Source organism: Deltaproteobacteria bacterium PRO3 (assembly GCA_030263375.1).
GTDB lineage: Bacteria > UBA10199 > UBA10199 > DSSB01 > DSSB01 > DSSB01.
On record SZOV01000062.1, the window covers coordinates 1 to 20,072 of the forward strand.

The 20,072-nt window shown below is 69.3% G+C and carries 10 protein-coding genes; 3 read left to right on the top strand and 7 right to left on the bottom strand.

All coding sequences use genetic code 11. The features are described 5' to 3' along the window. The 5 genes from FBR05_10305 to FBR05_10325 all read right to left on the bottom strand — a co-directional run. Positions 1-3,035: hypothetical protein (locus FBR05_10305; protein MDL1872588.1), on the bottom strand; the 3,035-nt coding region annotated here is incomplete at its 3' end. 17 nt (positions 3,036-3,052) lie between these two features. Next, positions 3,053-3,823, bottom strand: coding sequence for a hypothetical protein (locus FBR05_10310; GenBank protein MDL1872589.1), 771 nt, complete (start codon positions 3,821-3,823; stop codon positions 3,053-3,055). A gap of 126 nt (positions 3,824-3,949) precedes the next feature. After that, entirely contained in the window at positions 3,950-11,242 is a 7,293-nt protein-coding gene (locus tag FBR05_10315) for a hypothetical protein (GenBank protein MDL1872590.1), read from the bottom strand. A 119-nt stretch (positions 11,243-11,361) separates the two neighbouring features. After that, entirely contained in the window at positions 11,362-13,773 is a 2,412-nt protein-coding gene (locus FBR05_10320; GenBank protein ID MDL1872591.1) for a hypothetical protein, read from the bottom strand. Between the two features lie 100 nt (positions 13,774-13,873). Then, the gene (locus FBR05_10325) at positions 13,874-16,624 is read right to left on the bottom strand and encodes a hypothetical protein (GenBank protein ID MDL1872592.1); all 2,751 of its coding nucleotides are present in this window, start codon (positions 16,622-16,624) and stop codon (positions 13,874-13,876) included. 389 nt (positions 16,625-17,013) lie between these two features. On the opposite strand from FBR05_10325, the gene FBR05_10330 reads away from it, so the two are divergent. After that, positions 17,014-17,364, top strand: coding sequence for a type II toxin-antitoxin system Phd/YefM family antitoxin (locus FBR05_10330; protein MDL1872593.1), 351 nt, complete (start codon positions 17,014-17,016; stop codon positions 17,362-17,364). 76 nt (positions 17,365-17,440) lie between these two features. Here FBR05_10330 and mltG read toward each other — a convergent pair whose 3' ends face one another. Further along, positions 17,441-18,592 carry an endolytic transglycosylase MltG gene (gene mltG, locus FBR05_10335; GenBank protein ID MDL1872594.1) on the bottom strand — a complete coding sequence of 384 codons (1,152 nt, stop codon included), beginning with the start codon at positions 18,590-18,592 and terminating at the stop codon, positions 17,441-17,443. A 9-nt stretch (positions 18,593-18,601) separates the two neighbouring features. Further along, positions 18,602-19,039, bottom strand: a complete 438-nt coding sequence (gene ruvX, locus FBR05_10340; GenBank protein MDL1872595.1) for a Holliday junction resolvase RuvX — start codon at positions 19,037-19,039, stop codon at positions 18,602-18,604. A gap of 102 nt (positions 19,040-19,141) precedes the next feature. Between ruvX and FBR05_10345 the strand changes: the two genes are divergently transcribed. Next, positions 19,142-19,414, top strand: coding sequence for an acylphosphatase (locus tag FBR05_10345; protein MDL1872596.1), 273 nt, complete (start codon positions 19,142-19,144; stop codon positions 19,412-19,414). A gap of 42 nt (positions 19,415-19,456) precedes the next feature. Beyond that, on the top strand, positions 19,457-20,072 hold a 616-nt coding region (locus FBR05_10350), incomplete at its 3' end, for a hypothetical protein (protein ID MDL1872597.1).

The window sequence follows — 20,072 nt, forward strand, 5'->3', positions numbered from 1 at the left end:
AGCACCACCGTGGTCGGCGGCTCCGCCGGACGCTCGCCCAGGCCGAACCAGGAGAGAAACTCGCCGATCGTCTTGCGCCCGGTCAGGATGTCCTCTTCCCAAGCCCGCGCCACCGCCTCGCGCTCGGAGAGCCGGCTGCGGTAGGCCGTGATCTCGGGCATCGAGTAGCCGTAGGTCTCGTGCAGGACCTGATCGTCGATGCGGCGGAACAGGGCCGCGGCGTTGTTGCCGGCAAAGCCCTGGGACTGGCCGCCCGCCATCCGGATCTCGCGCACCAGGTCGGGGCTGACCTGGACGCGGGGGTGCAGGTCTTGGAAGGCCTGCGCCAAGGTCCGGCCTTCGACGTTGAAGGCGCCGGGGCCGAGCTGCCGCTCGATCGAGGCATGCAGCAGCGCCATCTCCATCGTGCCGGCGGCGCCGAGGCCGTGGCCCAGGAAGGCCTTGTAGGCGGTCAGCCGCATCCGCGCCTCGGCGGGCAGGACCTCGGCGAAGAGGGCCGCCTCGGCCGCGTTGTTGGTCGGCGTGCCGGTCAGGTGGCCGCTGAAATAATCCAGGTGGGCCGGATCCATTCCTTGCCATTGTTCGGCCATGCGCAGGGCCGTGCGCAGGGCGCTGCGGCCGCCGTAGCCGATGTCGGCGGGGTTCTTCTTGCCGCCCTGGTCGCCGCGCACCGCGTAGCCCGCGACCCCGGAGGAGAGCGGCAGGCCCAGCTCGAAGCCGCGGTGGACCCGGATCAGACCGCCCGCGCCGGCGCCCTCGGAGGGCCAGAATCCGACGACGTCCTCGGTCATCGGAGCGTAGTGGCGCTCGAGGTGCTCCAGGGCCCGGTTGAATTCCGCGGGCGTGAGGCCGAGACGCTTGCCCAAGCGCTCCAGCGTCTCCATCGCGCCCATCGCGTTGAAACCGGTCGCCGAGGGCCGGGCGTGCGGGTGCCCGTGCGGGGCCTCGGAGGAGCCGAACAGGGCCAGCTCCACCGCGCCTGCCCCCGGCCATTGCGGGCGGAACATGTCCGCCGCCTGGGCGAAGGCCTTGTAGCCGGTCGCACAGGCCCCAACGTCGACGGGATTGGGACCGATGCTGGTGTTCTCGTACTTGGGACCCAAGACCGCGACCAGGACGCCCTGCATCGAGTCCGCCAAGGTGCTGGGCAGCCACATAGGCATGGTGACCGGGTTGGTCCGGGTCGAATCCGGCGACTTGCGGCTGGCTGCGGCGAGGAAGAGGTGCACGAGGTGGTTCATACCCCCCAAGCCCGGCGCGGTGCTGATCCCTAAGGCCTCGGGGTTGCGGCCAACGATCTCGTCTAAGCGCGCGCCCCAGCGCACCGCCGAGCGGAAGGTCGCGTAGAGCCCCTGTAGGGCGAACTGGTCCGCCTTGGTGATCAGCGTCGTGCTCAGGTTGAAGCTCAATTGCTTGATGCGGCTGGGGGTGAGTCCCATGACCTCGAGGAGCCGGGCCTCGACCTTGCCGTCCTCGCCGCGCAGGCCCGACGGGATCTGGCCGCCCCAGGGGGTCTCGACCGGCAGGGTGCTGTGCAGCTCGCGGAAGCCGCTGCCGCGGCGGATCGTCTCGCCGTAACGCGCCTCGATCTGCGTCAAATTCAAGACCTCGCCCGTCTGCTTGTCCGCGAAGACGCCGTCGCCGCGGTACTCGAGGTGGCCGTTCATCACGCCAACCTCGGCCAGCCATTCGGCCTCGCCCACCGCGCGTTGATGGGTGGTGCGCTCGTTGCCGTGCGGGGTCAGGGCCCCCATCGGCAGGACCGCGAGGGATTCTTTGGGGTCGACGCGGCGCGGAGCCGCGACGGCACCGCCACCCTCGCCCTCCCGGGCCTCCATCATCAGGATCTGCGGCCGCGACAAGACGTCGGAGGCACGGGTGCCGGCGGGGCCTTCGGGGGCCCGCGGGCCGCCCACGGCGGCCAAGGCCGGCCTAGGGCCGAAGGTGGTCAAAAAATTTCTCAAGGCGCCGAGGCGCTCGCCGCCCAGCGGGCGGGTCCCGTGATTGCCGCGGGCGAGGATCTCGGTCTGCTGGTCCAGGCGGCGTTCCCAGGCGTGGAAGCGCTCGCCGAAGGCGTGCTGGGTCAGGCGACCGGCGACGTTGAACTGCAACAGCATGGCCAGCGAATCGACCATCGTCGTCGCCCCGTCGACGTGCTCGCGCAGGCCCAGGCGCTCCTCGACGTGATGGCCGAGCACGATGCCGCCCAACATGCCGGCCTGCGGGACGAGGCGCTGGCTGAGGCCGGTTAAGCCGGTCAGCCTTTGGGCCTGGCCGGTCAAGGGGTTGATGCCGTGGACGCGTTGGAAGGCGGCGCCCGCCGCCCAACCGCTCAGCTTGAGCCCGCCCAAGACGATGAAGCTCGAGGCGATGTCGCGGCGTAGGGCCTGGGCGCTCCAGTCCTGCGAACGGCCGAGGGCTTCGTTGGCGAGGCGACCCGCGAAGGGAAACACCGTGGCTTCGACGGCGAATCCCGTCAAGGAAGCCGCGGCGCGGGCGCCGAAGCCGCGCGTCAAAAAATTTCCGGCGGGGGTGGCGGCCAGGCGCGAGAGCGTCGCGAGGCGCGTCAAACGGAAGGCGGCGCCGGCCGCGCCCATGGCAAAGAGGGCGGTCGGCTCGCTGGCCTCGTGGGCCAGGCGCCGCAGCAGGAATTCGGCGCGGGCACCGCCGGCGCCGCGGCCGGTGACGGCGTCGAGTCTGGCTTGGGCGCGCGCCTGTAGGGGCCGTTCGCGAACGGCCCCTACGAGCGCCGTATAAACATGCACGGCCAGCTCCAAATGCCCCGCCGCTTCCTGCCTTTGGGCGAAGCCCAGCAGCCCTTCCCAAAACAATGCGGAGTCCCGCTCCCGCCCCAAGGCCGCAAGCTCGTCGCGCTGCGCGGCGCTTAGGCGCAGCTCCCGCGAGGCGCGCCCCAGATCGCCGCCGAAGATCTCGTTTAAGGTCGCCTCGCCCTCGAAGACCGCCGCCCCGCGCGTCGGCCGGCCCAGGCCAAGCCCGCGTCCCTCGCTACCCAGGTGCAAATCAAGGATCGTCATGTCTCTTTCCTCCTGAATCAATGACGCGGCTCGCGGAGGTATTGCTCGACTTCCTCCGCCGCCGGTCGCAGACGATTTGCCCCCGTCTCATCCAACCATGCCCAACGCCCGAGCGCCTGGGCATAACCCCGCACCAAGGGGTGCGCGCGGCCCCAATCGCTTCGGACGTGGTCGACCACGCCCTCGAAGAGCCGCAGGGTTGCCAGATGCTCGGCGTCGACTAAAATCAAATCCTTGCCCGGGTCGATCGCGCTGGTTTGAAAACCGCGCAGTTCCGTGGCCTCCAGGCCGAAGTCCTCGGGTCGAAACAGGCCTCGCTCGGTGCCGAAGGCGACCGTCGGCAGATAAAGCTGCCGGATGCCGGCGGCCAGGAATTGTCCGGCCGCGAAGAGCTCGCCCCGCGGGCTGGGCATCCGAGGCTGGGCCTCCAGGATCTCCGGGAGGCGGTCGTTGAATCCCAGGACGATGGAGGCGGGCAATTCCTCCAGGGCTTCTGAGACCGCTTCGAAGGACTGCTCCGCCAGGGGATCTTCGTAATTTTTCAAAACCTGCCGAAAGACCCGCTCCTCGAGGGCCTCGTCCATGCTGCGCCGGATCCAATCGCCGATCCGGTGGTAGCGCCGGAAGGCGTCCCACTGGCCGCTGAGGGCCGAATCCTCGGCGATCTCGTTGGAGGCCCGCAGCGCCCGCGCCAGTCCTTCGCCGAGCAAGGCCTCTTGCACCTTTCCCGTCTGGAGGCCGCCCAGGACCATGTTGCCGATCACCAGGGTGCGGACCTCGCGCGGCATCCTTAAAAAAAACTCCTGTGCGGCGATGTATCCGCTGGACGTGCCCTCCGCCAAGCCCCCGCTGGATCGCCCGATCGGCGCGTCAATCCCGGCGCCCGCTTCCGCGGCGCGGGACCCGGCGGCCCTTCAGGGGGGCGCGGCGCCGCCGCTCCCCTCCCCGCCCCCCGGCGAACCGCCGCCTTCGGGTCCGGAACGTCCCTCGGCGAAGAGCCTCAAGCCCTCGCTCCAACTCAGGGCCATCTCGCGGGCCGCGGTCTCGCCGTAGACCTGGGTCAAGCTGCGGACCAAGGCCTCCACCGCCTGGCCTTCGGGGAGCTGGACCAGTTGGCGGCCTCCGGCCTCCCGCTCCGCCAATGCTTCCCGCTCGGCGTCGCGGCGGTATTGATCCAAGGCCTCGCGCTGGTGGCGGATGATCGCCTCGCGCAGTTGGGCCGGGGCGACGACCTCGTCGACCGCGCCGACGGATTGGGCGCGCTGGACGCTGTGCACTTGGTCGAAGGCGGCCCCTTCCCGCTGCTCCAGTTCCGAGATCACCGCGCGGCGGACGCGAAGGAGGTCGGCCTCGCGGGCGGGCCGATCGGCCGCGGAGGCGCGCTCCACGGCCTCGCGGGCGGCGACCACGCGGGGGTCGCGGTCGGCGTTGCGGCGGATCCGCGAACGGAACACGACCTTGGCGGCCGAGGTCCCGCCGATCACCTGGGCGTGCGAGCCCTCCAAGGCAAGTAGGCGCAGGTGAGGGTTGAGCTGTTTGCTGACCACCACGAAGGTCCCGCCGACGATGTAGCCCATGTCGACCACCGTGATCGGGCCGCGGTGGCGGACGATGGCCTCGGCGATGGTGGCGCCGCCGAAGAGCTGGCGGTTTTCCATGGAGCGCGGGTCGCCGTTGAAGCCCGTCAGGCTGCCGATGATCAGGACGGGCATCCGGCCGTTGGCCTTGAACAGGGCCCGGCCGATGATCTCGGAATCCGCGGGGGTGAGCGGACCCACCGGCGGAAAGATCACCATCGTGGGCCGGCCCCCGATCTGCATCTCCTGGATCAGGCTGCCGAAGCGCTGCGGCATCAAGCCGCCGCCGCCGGGCTGGTGGCGGATGCCCTGGGCGTCGGTCCACCAGCGCAGGGACTCGGGGGAACCGCGGTCGCGCAGGGCCTCGAGGATGGCCTCGCGGTTTCCCAGTTGGCCGGTGAGGATGCGTCCGATCTCGTCGCCGACGCTGCGGCCGTTGGCCGCGGGCTCGACCGTGATGTCGCGCTCGAAGAGATCCTCATGCCCGAAGATGCGGTGCGAGACGATATCGCCGCGCCGGGCGTAAGAATAGTAGTGATGCCGCAGCAACATCTCGGTCGCGGCGGCCAGGTTGGGCGCGAAGGCCATGGCCTCGCCGTTCGGGCCGTGGATCTGCTCGTAGCCCGCCAGGCTTTGCAGGCCCTGCGGGTAATAGCGCCTCGCCTCGCCGGGCAGGTCCTCGCTGTGGGTCTCGCGTCGCATCGCCGCGGTCCAGGCGTCCGGCCCGGTCAGGGCCATGCTGCCCCGCGGCGTCATGATCAGGACACCGCCGGTGTCGTGGATGATGGCGGCCAGGGAGTTCCAGTAGGACTGGGCCCCGATGTTGACGTCGTCGACCACGATGTTGATCGGCACGCCCAGGCTGTGGGCGTTCTGCACGATTTCGCGGACGGTGGAGGCCGTGGCGTCGAGGCCCTCGACGCCGCGCCGCTCGTGGATCTCGGCGCCGGAGCTGGCGGTGAACCAGTCCACCGGGATGCCGCGCTCGGCGGCGTAGCGGATCGCCGCGTTGATCCGCGCGCATTCGTTCGCCGAGAGCGAGCCGCGGCTGGCATGCGTCAAATCGCCCAGGATGACCACCCGGGTCGCCGGCATACCGATGCCCAGGTGGTCGGTCTGGAGACCGATCACCACCCCGGCCTGGTTTTGCCCCGCGGGGCGCGGGAGTCCTTCGGCATCCACCGCCGGAGTCAGCCGCCCTTGGTTGTAGTCGATCATGCCGGTGCGCGGGTCGGTGCGGACGCTGGCCGGGTCGAGGTCCAGCTCGACGAAGTTCGAGGCGTAGGGCGCCTCCGGGCGCTCGCTGCCGGGGAGGCGCGGCTGGCCCAGGCCGTTCCGCACGCGGAAGCGCTCGGCGATCTCGGTCATCAATTCGGGGATGCGGTAGGCCCAGACCGCGCCGCGGGAACGGGCCTGCTGCTCGCGGATCTCCGCGGGAGTGGCCGCGCGGATCGGGATGTCGGCGGGGGCCCACTCGCCGGCGGGGATCACGTAGCCCGCGTCGCCGGCGGTGACGGCCCGGCGCCAATTCTCATAAGTGCCGTTGCGGACCAGGACCTCGCGCAGGGCCACGGAGCCGTCGGTCTCCGCCACCCGGGCGCGGACCACGTTGTGGATCATCGGCTCGAAGCGGAAGCCGGTCGGGTTGGTGATGCGAACCAGGATGGTGCGCAGGCCCTCCGGGGCGTTGGGGTCGCGCAGCCGCGCCTTGACCACGACCTTCTCGAGGCCGAGGCCCCGCAGCTGGTCTTGGTGGCGGACGGCGAGACGCTCGGCGTAGGCCGCGACCTCGGCGTCGCTGACGGCCAGGATGGGCTGCACGTTGAGGAACATGCGGTTCCAGTTCGGCCGGCGGCCGCTGCGGGCCTCCAGGGACTGGTGCATGGCGCGAACCACGGCTAAAAATTCCTGCTCGACGCGCGGGATCTCGGTCAGCTCCCCGGCGTAGTTCCGCTGCACCTCGGCCTCCGGCACGATGCCCAGGCCGAAGAGGCGCTGGTCTGCGCCCGCCTCGAGGGTCTCGGTGGCGCGGTTGCGACCGAAGTAGACGTGGGTGAAGCGGTCGGAGTGGGCCAGGTCGCGCTCGAGGTCGAAGTTGTCCAAGCGGCGAAGTTCGAGGAAATGCGCCAGCATCGGATGCAAGTTGCGGTAGCGCGTGTCCTCTTCCCAGCGACCGGTGCGCCGCCCCTCGCCGTTCTCGGCGCGGCGGAAGGTGAAGTAATCCGGGTACTCGCCGGGACGGTCGACAACGAGGGTCAGGCGCTTCAGGCCGATGTCGCCCTCGCCCGAGGCGCCGCGCAGCATCGTCCGCACGCCGGCGGCCAAGTTCAAGGCCTCCTGGATCTCCGGCAGGCGCGACGGGTTGAAATTCCGGTCGACGATCTGGATCACGTGATCGCGGGCCTCGGGGTGCTCGCGACGGGCCTGGTCGAGCTGCTCCAGGACCCTCGGGACCAGGGCCTCCATCGGCAATCCGGTCTCGCCGTGCACGCGGATCATCAGGCGGGGGAAGCTCGTCCCGTCCGCCGCGGTCTCGGTGAAGCGGACCAGCGAGGTGTACTCGTCCAAGGGGCGGTAGGACTCGAAGCGGTGACGCTGCCAGAAGCCCGAGATCTCGCGACGGGCGATGGCCTCGTCGATCAGCTGCCGCTCCTCGGGGCTGCGGTTCTCCCCGGCCAGCGCGAGCAGGCGGCGGACCAGCGAGACCGGCGTGCTGCCCAAGGCCTCCAAAAACTCCTCGCGGCCCCGGCTGCCCGGCGCCGTCCGCGCCATGCCGGCCATCAGCTCGCGGATCTGCGCCTCGGAGCGCTGGCGGATATGGGCCGGCACGGAGTCGCCGGTGAACTCGAAGAGGCTCAAGAGCCGCTGGGCCGGGGACTCCATGACCCGTTCGGGGGCGAGCGAGACCAGGATGTTGCCCGCCCGGTCGCGGATCTCGACCCCGCGGTGCGCGCCCGCGGGGATCAGGCGCAGGTCGACCGTGGCCGGTGTGGTGGCCCGCTCCTGGGCGAAGAGGCGGTAGTGGTTCCCCTCGGTCACGGCCCGGTAATAGGGATCTCCCGGCCTCACGCTGAGCAGCAGGCCCAAGCCAGATTCGCGGCGATGGTAGAGATCGACGCGCTCCACGCCGCTCCCTTCCGCGTTGAAGCGGATGTCGTAGACGATCGGCTGCTCGCCGTAGCCCTGCGACCCGTTACCGGTGGGCATCAGTGCCCGGCGGCCGAACAGGATGCGGCGCGGCCGGTGATTGTCGAAGAGCGCCACCTGGCGCAGCTCGCCCGAGGCCTCACTCTGGGCCCAGAGGCCGCGGCGGCCGCCTTCCGAAGTCAACTCGGCGCGCAGGGCGGGGTCTTGCCGCAGCAGCTCCGCCACCGGCCCGTTTAAGGGAGATTCCGCGGGGGATTCCCCGGCGTTCAACAAGCGCTGAAAGGCCGCGGACTGCCGGTCGGCGAGCTCCCGCGAAACGGGCTCATTCCCGCCGACCTCGAAGTGCGTCGCGGGACCGCTGCCGGTCGAAAGAACGGACTCGCGGTTCGGTAGGACGGAAAAATTCTCGCCGCCCAGCCGGGTCCACTCGTCGACGAAGCGGTTGTCGTAGGTGGCCTCCTGCGCGGCGCGGGTACGCAGCAGGCTGAGCTGGCGGCTTAAGTCACTGGCGAAGCCCTGGCTGCCGCGCAGGTTGGTGCGGGCGAGGACCTCGGCCGCACGCTCGATCGCCGCCCGGCGGCTTTCGGCGGTCACGATGATCTTGGCGATCATCGGGTCGGCGTTGGGCGAGACTCGGTCGCCGGCGCGCACGCTGGTCTCGACGAAGATGCCCTCGCGGGCCAGGGCCTCGAAGTCCGAGCTGCCCATGACGGTGAACTCCTCGACCAGGCCCGGGGCCGGGGAGGCGTTGCCGTCGCGGTCGCGGCGGCTCGGATCCACCGCCTTGATGCGGACCTCGACCGCGGCGCCGCGGGTCTGGACTTGCTCCTGGCCCACCGAGAGCGGGAGGCCGCGCGCCACGCGCACCGCCTCGCGGATCAGGTCGAAGCCGGTGACCGCCTCGCTGACCCGGTGCTCAACCTGGATGCGGGCGTTGACCTCCATCGCGAAGAAGTCGCCGGTCACGGGGTCGACCATGAACTCGACCGTCCCGTGCCCGGTGTAGTTCATCGCCCGGGCCGCGTTGAGCGAAGCCTCGGCCATGCGCTCGCGCAGGCCGGGGAAGCGCTCGAAGATCGCCGCCGGGTGGATCTCGATCAATTTCTGGTTGCGCTCCTGGAGGGTGCACTCGCGCTCGCCCAGGTGGATGACGTTGCCGAAACGGTCGGCCATGACCTGGAACTCGACGTGGTGGAAGCGCTCGATGAAGCGCTCGGCCATGATCGAGCCGTTGCCGAAGCCGGCCAGGGCCTCGGCCGAGAGGCGCGGGAAGATGTCGCGCAGCTCCTGCAGGCCGCGTACCGTGCGCTGGCCCCGCCCGCCGCCGCCCGCCACCGCCTTCAGCCGGATCGGGAAGGCCAATTCCTCGCCGCGGATCATGCCGAGCTCGCGCAGCTCCGCGATCAGGCCCTCGACCTCCAGGTAGCCGCGGCGGGTGCCGGGGACCACGGGGACGCCCGCCTCGATAAAGGCCTGCTTGGCGATGTCCTTGTCGCCGGCCCGTTCCATCGAGCGCACGGAGGGCCCCATCAGGACGATGCCCGCCTCTTCCAGGGCGCGGGCGAACTCGGGGCTCTCCGAGCGGTAGCCGTAGCCGGGGTGCACCGCCTCGACGCCGGCCTCCCGCGCCTCGCGCAGGATGCGGGGGATGTTCAAATAGGCATTTTGGTAGGCCTCGGCGGGCGTGGCGCCGGCGATGACGCGGACCTCGCCGCCCATCCGGGCGATGTCGGCCGCCCAGACGGCGTTGGCCTCAGTTTGGGCGACCAGGACCACGGGGGTCAAGCCCTCCGCGCGCAGGCCGCGCGCCAGGCGCAGGGCGATCTCGCCGCGGTTGGGGATCAGGACGCGCCGGAGGTTCGGGTTGGTTAGAACGCGGTGGTCCCGCGGAGCGACGGCCCGAAAGATCTCGTCTAAGTGCGCGGGGGAGAGATCGCTGCGGCCGATCAGGGCCTCGCGCCCCGCCTCGGGGTTCTCCCGCAGGAAGCGCAGGGCGCCGGCGAAGGCGGTGATCGAGTCCGGCGCGTCGACGTCGCGGTGTTCGCGGAAGATGTCGAGCTGGCGCCGCGCCTCGGCGAGCCGATCCGGGGGCACGCGGCGTCCGCCGCCATCGCCGCCGCCCGGGCCACTGCCCCGCGGGGGTTCGGAGGGAGGAAGGCGTCGACCACCGTTGCCCTCGCCCGTCGCCGTCATCTGGGACTGCGGCTCGAAGAGTCGCCCAGGCCCCTCCTCTCCCAAGACGCTCATCCGGACCCCTTCGGGCGTGACCAGTTCAGGTCTCGGGCCCGTCAGGCGGATCAGGTCGGCCAGGCGCGAGCCGCGGCCGGAGGTAGTCCCGACGTTCTGCCGGGCCAAGAGCTCGGTCTGACGGTCGAGACCCTGCTCCCAGGCGTGGAAGCGGCTGCCGAAGGCGTGATGGGTGAGCCGTCCCGCGACGTTGAATTGCAGCAGCATGGCGAGCGAGTCGACCATCGTCGTCGCCCCGTCGACGTGCTCGCGCAGGCCGAGGCGCTCTTCCAGGCCGTGGCCGAGCAGGATCCCGCCCAGCATCCCCGCCTGGGGGATGAGGCGCTGGCTGAGGCCGGCGAAGCCGGTCAGGCGCTGGGCCTGGCCCGTCAAGGGGTTGATGCCGTGGAGCCGGTTGAAGGCGGCGCCCGCCGCCCAGCCGCTCAACTTCAGGCCGCCCAAGACTAAAAAGCTGGAGGCGATGTCGCGACGCAGGGCCTGAGCGCTCCAGTCCTGAGAACGGCCCAAGGCCTCGTTGGCCGCGCGGCCGGCCAGGGGGAAGACCGTGGCCTCGACGGCGAAGCCGGTGAGGGAGGCCACGGCGCGGGCGCCGAAGCCGCGCGTCAAAAAATTTCCGGCGGGGGTGGCGGCCAGGCGCGAGAGCGTCGCGAGGCGCGTCAAACGGAAGGCGGTGCCGGCCATGCCCATCGCGAAGAGGGCGGTCGGCTCGCTGGCCTCGTGGGCCAGGCGCCGCAGCAAGAATTCGGTCCGGGCGCCGCCGGCGCCGCGACCCAGGACCGCGTCGAGCCTTTGCCCGGCGCGTTGGCCGAGGGGCCCTTCCGCCTGGGCCTGGACCAGTCCGTAAATGGCGGTGGCGAGGTCGAGGCGGTTGTCGGCCTCCTGCCGGGCGCCGAATTGGAGCAGGGATTCGAAAAACAGGCGGGCGTCGGACTCGCCGGCCAGGGCCAGGAGTTCGGAGACGCCTGCGGGACCGAAGCGGCGCTCGAGGGCCTGCCGCTCCGCCGCGGGCAGGGTGGCGAGGGCCCCGCGCAGATCGGCGTGGGACTCGAGGGCGCGGCTCAAGGCCCCGGGCTGCTCGGTGCCCTCCAGGAGGCGGGCCACGACCGAGGCCCCCGAAAAGGGGCGGCCTTCCCCGGGGGAATCCCCGTTGTCCGACCTCGTCGAGAAGCGAAAGGAATTTGTGCGCGCGGACAGAAAAGACGGGTAGCCGCCATGGCCCCCCAAGCCTCGAGTCATCTTACCTCCCGGAACAGGTGGAAGTGATTGATTTTTATATAGAAAGATAGAAGTGAGGGGTTTTCGGGCGTTAGGGGGGAAAGTTGCTTATATGATACCTTAAATCACGGGATTTTTTATTATTCCCGTTCCCAGCGGCCCTTTTCGCCACGCCGGAAGAGCAAGGGGGGTGTTTCGTCGCTGAATTCCACCTGCAGGCGCTCGCGGCCCGTCGGGGGAAAGCGGTCGAGGGTGCCGGCGAGAAACTCCGCGAGGGCGTCGGGGGAAGGGGCGGAGCCCCGGAAGCGCAAGACCAGGTCCCCGCCGGTGGGGGCCCCCTCGGCCCGGGCATAGGCCAGCAGGACCTGGTAGGCCTCGGCCACCGAACGGACCGTCGCCGTCGAGAAGATCGCCGAATGATCCCAGGCCTTGTCCTCCGCCTCCTCCCAGCGCAGCCGCCCCTCTTCCAGCCTGGCGCGGAAGCTGCGTCGGGATTCGGTCACCCAAAGCCGGAAGGCGCTGCCCTCCGGGAGCTCCGCGAGGCCTTCGGGGACCACACTTGCCAAGTCTTCCAGGCGCAGCTCGCCGCCTTCGAGGAGTACCTGAGCCGTTATCCCGCGCCGTTGGGCCTGGCGCGCCGCGAGGGCTAGGAGCCGCGGGAGGGAATCCGGGCTTTGCCCGCGCAGCGGGATGGCCCGCACCTCCTCTTCCTCGGCGTTGAATCTCAGGGGTTCCGACTCCGCGGTCCGCTCCGCCGGACGGCTTCCGGATTGCGGGGGATCGGAAGGCGGTTTCGCCTCAGAGGCCGGGGCCTCGGGGCGGATCTCGGCGGCCTCCGCGGTCGGGGCGCGGGGGGCGTTATCGGCGGTGTCAGAGCTCGCAGGCAAGGGCGGGTGGCACTCGAAACCCTCGGCCCCCTTGATCAGGCTGAAGCGCCGCCAACCGAGCCCCTCGCCTTGTTGGACGATGACGATCCTGCGCCCGGCGGGGATGGACTGGCCGATGGCGAGTGCGTTGAGATACTGGATCAGGCCCGGGATCACCCGCTCGATGCGGGCCGTTGGGAGCTCCGTCCCTGCAGGGGCCTTCAGGTGGAACTCCATGTCGTGCTCGCGCAGGGTCTCGCGGAAATTCAGTTCGGGATCCTGGATGCGGCGGATCAGCTGCACCGCGGACTCGACCTCGAGCGGATCGCGGCCCGGCAACTCCAGCTCCTCGGTGGCGGTCATGGCCTTGGGCCGGTTGGCGGCGGTGGAGAAGGACATCGTGGTATCCGGATCGTCGCGCCTTCGGGGTTCCGGCGCGGGGGCGTCATGGCCGGGACGATCGGAGCCGGGGCGACCGTTGCCGCCCTCGCCGGCGTTGCCCGCCATCATCAGGACCTGCGGCGCCCAGAGGCTACGGCGACCCGAGGTCCGGGGAAGACCGGTTCCGGCCGGAACAAGGGAAGGCTCGAGGGCCTCCCAGACCGGCCGAGGAAAAGAGGGACGCGGCGCACGGGCCAGGGCCTCGCTTTGGAGGTCGAGGCCGCGCTCCCAGGCGGCAAAGCGCGTCCCAAAAGCTTGGCGGGTCAGGCGACCGGCGACGTTAAATTGCAAGAGCATCGCGAGGGAATCCGTCAGCGTCGTCGCACCGTCGCGGTGCGGGCGCAGGCCGAGCTGTTCTTCCAGCGCGTGACCGAGCAGGATCCCGCCCAACATCCCTGTCTGCTGAAACAGCGTCTGTAGGGGCCCTTCGCGAACGGCCCCTACGGGGCTGGCATATCTACGATACGCCGCGCCACTCGCCCAGCCCGCCAACTTCAACCCTCCCAAGACCAAATAGCTCGAGGCAAAGTCCCTGCCTAACGCAGCCCCGCTCCAATCCTGCCGTCTTCCCAAGGCCTCGCTGCCCAGACGCCCCGCCAGGGTGAAGGCCGGGGCCTCCAAGGCGAAACCGGTCAAAGAGGCCATGCGTCCTGCGCCTAAGATCTGCGTCAAGATCCTCGGATTGGGCGTTGAAGCCAGCCGCGACAAGGTCGCCAGCCGCGTCATGCGAAACACCGCCCCCGCTGTCCCCATCGCAAAGAGCATCGCCGGGTCGCTGGATTGCTGGGCGAGATTTCTTAAGAGAAATTCCGCGTGGGGACCAAAGGCGCCGCGGCCTAGGATCGCATTGAGATGTTCTTGCGCACGCCGTTGTAGGGGCGAACCTGGGGCCCCACCGAACGCCATCGGTCCGAGAGAGGTGGGGGTTCGCCCTCCCCGTCCCAGCCCGGGGGCGACCCCCCCACTCGCTTCATCCTCGCGGCTCGAGTGGGGCCCCAGGTTCGCCCCCACGATCTCCGCGTACAACTCCGCCGCCACTTCCACCCGCCCCGCCGCCTCCTCCCGCCGGGCCAGGCCCAGGAGGCCCTCCGCGCGCAGCTCCGCGTCGCCCTCGCGGGCTAAGGCGCGCAGCTCCGCCGCGACCGGCTCGCCCCAACGGCGGGCCCCACGCGCGTCAAAAATTCCTTCGGAAATGGGCGCGGGACGACTCGCCCTCGGTGCCCCCACCCGGATACCAAAGCTCACTCGAACTCTCCTTGGAGGCGAGCCTTAAGCCCGCCCCCGACGTTCCTAATTGGGATGATAAATTCTCTTCGCCGCGCCGGGCCAAAAGTTGCCTCCCTTCTCATTCTTCCTCCCGCACCTGCCACTGCCCGAGGGGATCCCTGCGGTAGACCTGCCGGGCCCAGTTGTGTCCCTCGCCGGAAAGGGCTCGAAAATAATGCAGTTCCACCTCGCGGTAAGGAAACTCCAGGCGGCGCGAGAGGCTCTCCCAGAGCAGGGTTCCGTGGGCTTGGGGCAGCCAAGGTCCCTGCATCAGGACGCGGAGCGAGGCGCCTTCCCCGGCGGCCGTTGCCTCCAAGAGGGACAATTGGCGGAGCAGGTCGATCACGTTGCCCGCCTCCAAGGCGTAGCGCGGATTTTCTCCCTGGGCGCGCCAGGCCAGGACGGTGTCCCAGGGCTGCTCCTCCACCGCCACCCCCTCCGACCGGCGAAGCAGGGTGTAGACGCGGCGGCCGGGCAGGTCGTGGAGCCGGACGCGGTGCCCCTCGGGCAGGGCCTGGGCCTTCTGCTGGAGCAGGTTCAGGTCGCTCGCCTGCAAGGGCAGGGGAAGCTCGAGCAGGAATTCGTGGAGTTGGGGACCCTCGCCCTCGGCGCGCAGTCCCTGAAGGAATTCCGTCAAGTCGCCGCGCCAGCGCGCGATGCGATAGTCGGGCAGGCGCTCGGCCGCCGCCGTCGCGGCGGAAGGGGGCGCCTCCAGGGCGGCGGCGGGGGCCCGGGGCCGCGATTCGGCGGCGTAGGCCCAGGCGCCTTCCTGGCCGAAAAAGTGCATCGGTTCCTCTCCGCCCTCAAATTCCAGTCGGAGCCTTGCGCCCGGCACGCGGTATTTGTTCAAGGCCCGCCGCACGAATTCCGGAAGCGGGCCCTCCGGCGGCGGGACGGCCAGGCGCAGGGTCCGTTCCGCGGGCGCCGCCGCCGGCTCGAGCCGGCCGAAGTAGTAGACCTGCTGGTAGAGCTGCTCGACGCTGTCCACGACCAAGGGGTCCTTCGCGGCCCGGCCCTCGAGGCGCTTCCACTCCAGGTTGACGCGGAATTGGTTGAGCCAATGCAGGTTTTCTCCCAGGACGATGCCCTGCACGGTCGTCTCCGTGGCGGGAAGGATGATCTCGAAGTTGAGCTCAGCGGGGAATTCCCGGCCCATGCCGCGGGTGAGCTGATTGAGCTCGGCGTCGCTCCAGACCAAATCCTCCACGATCAGCGCCGGGGGTTTGCGGCCGGGCGCCAGGCCTTCGGCCAGGCGGCGCAGGAGGCCGGGGATCTCTTCCGGCGCCTGCGTGATCCAAGGGAGGGGACGCGGGGGCTTGGGCGGCGCGGCGGGGGCCGCCACCGACTCGATCGGGATGGCCAAAAGGGTCGGGGCGTAGGCCGAGGGTCGCCGGGGGGGCGACGCCGGGGCCTCCTGACGCGCCGGCTCGGAGAGGCGCTCGAAGCCGCGTACCCCGCGCAATAGCAGGATCCGCGAGGCCGTCTCGCCCCCCTCCCCGCTCAGGTTGAGGATCACCTTGCGGCCGATGGGAATGGCATTGCCGTGGCTCTGCACCATCCGGTTCAAATGCCGCAGCAAGGAGGGGAGATAGGGCTCGACGTCGAAGGTCCGCGACAGGATCTGGAAGACGATGTCCCCCCTTTGCAGCTGCTCTTCGAATTTCAGGCGCCGGTCGAGGATCCGTCTCCCCAATTGCATGGGATGCCGAATCTCCAAGGGCGAGATCCCCAGGCCTTCGGGGTTGATGAAGGGCAAGGTGCGCAGCGAATCCTCGCCCTTGCCGCCGGGACGGTCGGCGCTCATTTGTAAAACGGTGGGAAAACGGCCTTCGCCGGGGGCCCCGGCGGCGATTGCCAGGCGAGGGCCGGCCCCCCGCAGTGGCGCCAGGAGGGGCGCGAGGGGGCCTCGAGGCCTCGGGCGGGCCAGGGCCTCGCTTTGGAGGTCGAGGCCGCGCTCCCAGGCGGCGAAGCGGGTCCCGAAGGCCTGGCGGGTCAGACGGCCGGCGACGTGGAATTGCAAGAGCATCGCCAGCGAGTCCGTCAGCGTCGTTGCGCCGTCTTGGGGGCGGCGCAGGCCAAAGTGTTCTTCCAAGGAGTGACCGAGCAGGATGCCCGTCAACATCCCGCCCTGCTGAAATAGCGTCTGTAGGGGCCCTTCGCGAACGGCCCCTACGGGGTTGGCATATCTACGATACGCCGCGCCGCTCGTCCAGCCCGCCAACTTCAATCCCCCCAAGACCAGGTAGCTCGAGGCAAAGTCCCTCCCTAAGGCCGCCCCACTCCAATCCTGCCTTCTCCCCAGGACTTCATTTCCCAAGCGCCCCGCCAGGGTGAAGGCCGGGGCCTCCAGCGCGAAGCCGGTTAAAGAAGCCAGGCGCCCCGCGCCTAGGATCTGCGTCAAAATCCCCGGATGCTGCGTCGCGGCCAAGCGCGATAGCATCGCCAGGCGCGTCATCCGAAACACCGCCCCCGCCGTCCCCATGGCAAAGAGCATCGCTGGGTCGCTGGATTGCTGGGCGAGATTTCTTAAGAGAAACTCCGCGCGGGGACCAAAGGCGCCGCGGCCCAAGATCGCATCCAGGCCCTCTTGTGCGCGGGTCCGTAGGGGCCCTTCGCGAAGGGCCCCTACAGCGTCGGCTTCCTGCGCCACCACCGCGTACAACTCCGCCGCCGCCTCCAGGCGCCCCGCCGCCTCTTCCCGCCGGGCTAGGGCCAGCAGGCCCTCGGCGCGCAGCTCCGCGTCGCCCTCGACCGCCAAGGCCTCGAGTTCGCGGCGCAGGGCAAGGGGCCCGTGCGGAAGTCGTGAAAGAATGGGGTGGATCTCCGGCATTGCCGCATGGGACGCGGCGTAGGGCCTCGGGGTTACAGAAAAGAAGGAATATGCCGCGCGAAGGCGGGGACAAATCTCGGGCTCCAAGGACTCCTCCGATACCTACCCGTTCGGCCCCCGATCTCCTCGCCTAGCGGGAATGCCTCGGAAATGAAATACGGAAAAAAAATTTTCGCACCTTTTTGGTGACGCACACGACAAATCCCTCGTCCATAGAAAATCGAATTTTCCCCTTGGCCGGGCTGGGCTGTGTGACAAAGGCCTCAGGGGGCGACCTTAAAGGTCATTGAAATTTCATGGCTTTCTAGATGTACTGGATTCCGTCCAGAAAGCCTTTGACAACGCTTCTTCTGTCTCTTTAAAAGGACGTATTCCGGGAGGTTGGTGCCATGTTCGAGATCCACGATGAAAGACTGGGACGACTCAAGATCTTCAACGTCACCGAGGCGCGTGCGAATTTCGCCGAGGTGCTCAAGGAGGACGAGGCCAAAGTGGTGGTCACCCGCCACGGCCGGCCGACGAAGATCCTGATTCGCTATGACGAATACTTAAGCCTGATGGGCGCCGCGGCGCAGCATCTCCCTACCGAGTTCCCTGAGGCCCAGGCCTCGCCCGCCTCGGTCATTATCGGCTCCGAGGACGAGAAGCCCGGCCGCAGCGCCAATGCCCTGCCCCCCAAGTGGGTGCAGCGCGAGGCCGAGCAGCTGGTCAGCTCGCTGAAGGGCCTCTTCAACAAGTAAGAATTCTTTATAAAGTGTTTGAAAAGTCCGCCGGCCGCCACGCCGCGCGGACTTTTTTTTGGCCGCCGCCTTCCACTTAGCGGGGCACCGGGACCGGCTTCATCAAGGGGCGGGTCGGCGCGGGAGTCGGCGCCGGCAGCGGCGCGCGGGGCATGGGGACGGGCTTCATCACCGGACTCGGCGCGATCGGGGCGGCGGGCGGCGCGGGCCGCGTCTCGGGACCGGGGGCCGCCGGCGACGGCGCCCGGCCCAGCTGATAGCGGGCGACCGCGGCATTGTGCTCGTCCAAGGTGGCCGAGAAGAAGTGAGAGCCGTCCCCCTTCGCGACGAAGAAGAGGTAGTTGCTGGCGGCGGGGCTCAGCGCCGCCTCGAGGCTGGCCAGGCCGGGCGAGGCGATGGGCCCGGGCGGCAGGCCCACATGGACGTAGGTGTTGTAGGCGTGCGGGTTGCGCAGGTCGTCCTTGCGGAGGTTGCCGTCGAAGTTGGGCAGGCCGTAGATCACGGTCGGATCGGTCTGCAGCGGCATCCCGATGCGCAGGCGATTGTGGAAAACCGAGCTGATCAGCGGGCGCTCGGAGGCCAGTCCCGTCTCCTTCTCGATGATCGAGGCCAAGGTGACGACCTGGGGGATCGTCCAGCCGCTCTGCCGGGCGCGCTCCGCGACCGGGCCGCGGATCGAGTCTTGAAACTTCTTCAGCATCTGGCGCAGCAGGCCCTCGGCGGTGGTCTCGCGGTCGTACTCGTAGGCCGCGGGGAATAGGTAGCCCTCCAGGCTGACCGCCGGAAAGCCAAGGCCGGCGAGCAGGGCGGGGTCGCGGAAGAACTTCCTCGTCTCGGCCTGGGGCGCGATCCCGGCCTTCTCGATCAGGGCGGCGATCTGGGTGAAACTGCTGCCTTCGGGCACGACCAGGCGCCGGATGACGCGGTCGCCGCGGACGATCTTGTCCAAGACCTCGCGGCTCGTCACCCCCGCCTCGAACTGGTACTCGCCGGGCTTGAGCTTCGCCTGCACCCCCCGCCAGCGGGCCAGGCCGCGGAAGGCCCAGGCGCTGCGGACGATCCCGCCTTTCTGCAAGAGCTCCGCCGTCTGTTGGACCGAGGCCCCCTTCGGGATGTAGACCGTCCCGCCCTTGCCATAGGGACCCAGCTGGATCGAGACGTAGAGATAAAGCCCCGCCGCGATCAACAAGAGGACCAGCAGGAATTTGAGAATCGTTCCGCCCTTCATCGCAAAACCTCATTCGCTTTCTTGGGGATGGGAGGCCAGGTAGTCCTCGAGCAGGACCTCGGCCGCGACCGAATCGAGGAAGGCCTTCGCCTTGGCCTTGGCGACGCCCTGTTGGCGGGTGCGCTGCTCGGCCTCGAAGCTGGTCAGCCGCTCGTCCCAGAGCTCGACCTCGCAGGCGATTTGCTTCGCGGCCAGCTCCTGGCGCAGCCGCTCGGCCATCGCCTTGGCGGCCCGGGCGGGCTCGCCTTCCGTCCCGTCCATGTTGAGCGGGAGCCCGATCACCACTTTTTGGAATTCCTCCGCCGCGATCAGCTTGGCCAGCTCGCGCAGCGACTCGCCCAACCCCGAGACCTCGAGGACGGGCAAGAGGCGGGTGGTGAGGTGGAGGGCGTCGCTGGCGGCGAGGCCGATGCGCTTCTTCCCGGGATCGATGGCGAGGATCTTCACCGGCTAAGTGTAAGCCCTGGCTCCCGATCCCGTAAAGCGCTTAAAACTCGCCGTCCTGGAAATTTTTCCGGACACCTGTTAAATTTTTTAGGAGTCCGAACCATGCAAGTCCGCGCCGTCATTCGGGGTCGGGTCCAGGGCGTCTTTTACCGCGCCTGGACCCAACAGACCGCCCGTTCCCTGGGGCTGAGCGGCTGGGTCCGCAACCTCCCGGACGGATCCGTCGAACTGCTCGCCCAAGGCCCGGCAGAACCTTTGCGGGAGTTGCTGCGTCTCTGCCGAGTGGGGCCTCCCGCCGCCCGGGTCCAGGCGGTGGAGGAAGAATGGTCCGAGGCCGAGTCGAAGTTTGCGGATTTTTCCATCGAATGCCCCTAGCGGGCGGTGGACCCAACACCGGAGCCTGAAAGGATCCTGCCCTTGAAAAAAATTTTTCTTCCCCTAGCCCTCGCCTTCCTGCTCTTCCCTCCCGCGGAGCCGGCCGCCAAGGATAAATCCTCGAATGCGGCACCGGCCGCCCCCGGCGACCTCCGCGCCTCCGGCCAGGGGTCGCAAATCTTCTTGGACGAGGGCCGCCGCCTGACCTGGCCCGCCCAAGGCCCTCTGACTTTGCAGGACGCCAAGGGCGAGGTCCTCGCCCGGGTGGACCTCCGGGCCCGGGCCTCGCGCGCCAGCGGGGCGGAGGCGATGGGCCTGACGGTCGAGGAGACGGACTTAGGCGGCTCGCTCAACGGCAAGAAGAAATACTTAAGCGGGAAGAAGGCCCCCACCGGGAGGCGGCTGGGCGCCCTGCCCGACGCGGGCCTGCCCGCGGAGGCCGGGACCACGACGCAGAGCTCGGTGATGGGCGTTCCCATCACGACCGTCGCCTATCCCAACGGGGCCAGCCTGTGGAGATTCGAATGGCCGGGCTTCACGGAGGAGATCTTCTTCGACAAGAAGAAAAGCATGGTCCACAACCGGCAGACGCGTAAGCTGGGCGGCACCACCGTGACCTTGCAGCAGTACGCGGACGGGAGCTTCCTCCGGCACTACC

Bases quoted from the DNA above. Each gene is read 5' to 3' on its own strand.
- FBR05_10345 (MDL1872596.1), top strand. From the start codon at position 19,142: ATGCAAGTCCGCGCCGTCATTCGGGGTCGGGTCCAGGGCGTCTTTTAC.
- FBR05_10325 (MDL1872592.1), bottom strand. From the start codon at position 16,624: ATGCCGGAGATCCACCCCATTCTTTCACGACTTCCGCACGGGCCCCTT.
- FBR05_10315 (MDL1872590.1), bottom strand. From the start codon at position 11,242: ATGACTCGAGGCTTGGGGGGCCATGGCGGCTACCCGTCTTTTCTGTCC.
- FBR05_10330 (MDL1872593.1), top strand. From the start codon at position 17,014: ATGTTCGAGATCCACGATGAAAGACTGGGACGACTCAAGATCTTCAAC.
- FBR05_10310 (MDL1872589.1), bottom strand. From the start codon at position 3,823: ATGCCGCGCGAGGTCCGCACCCTGGTGATCGGCAACATGGTCCTGGGC.
- mltG (MDL1872594.1), bottom strand. From the start codon at position 18,592: ATGAAGGGCGGAACGATTCTCAAATTCCTGCTGGTCCTCTTGTTGATC.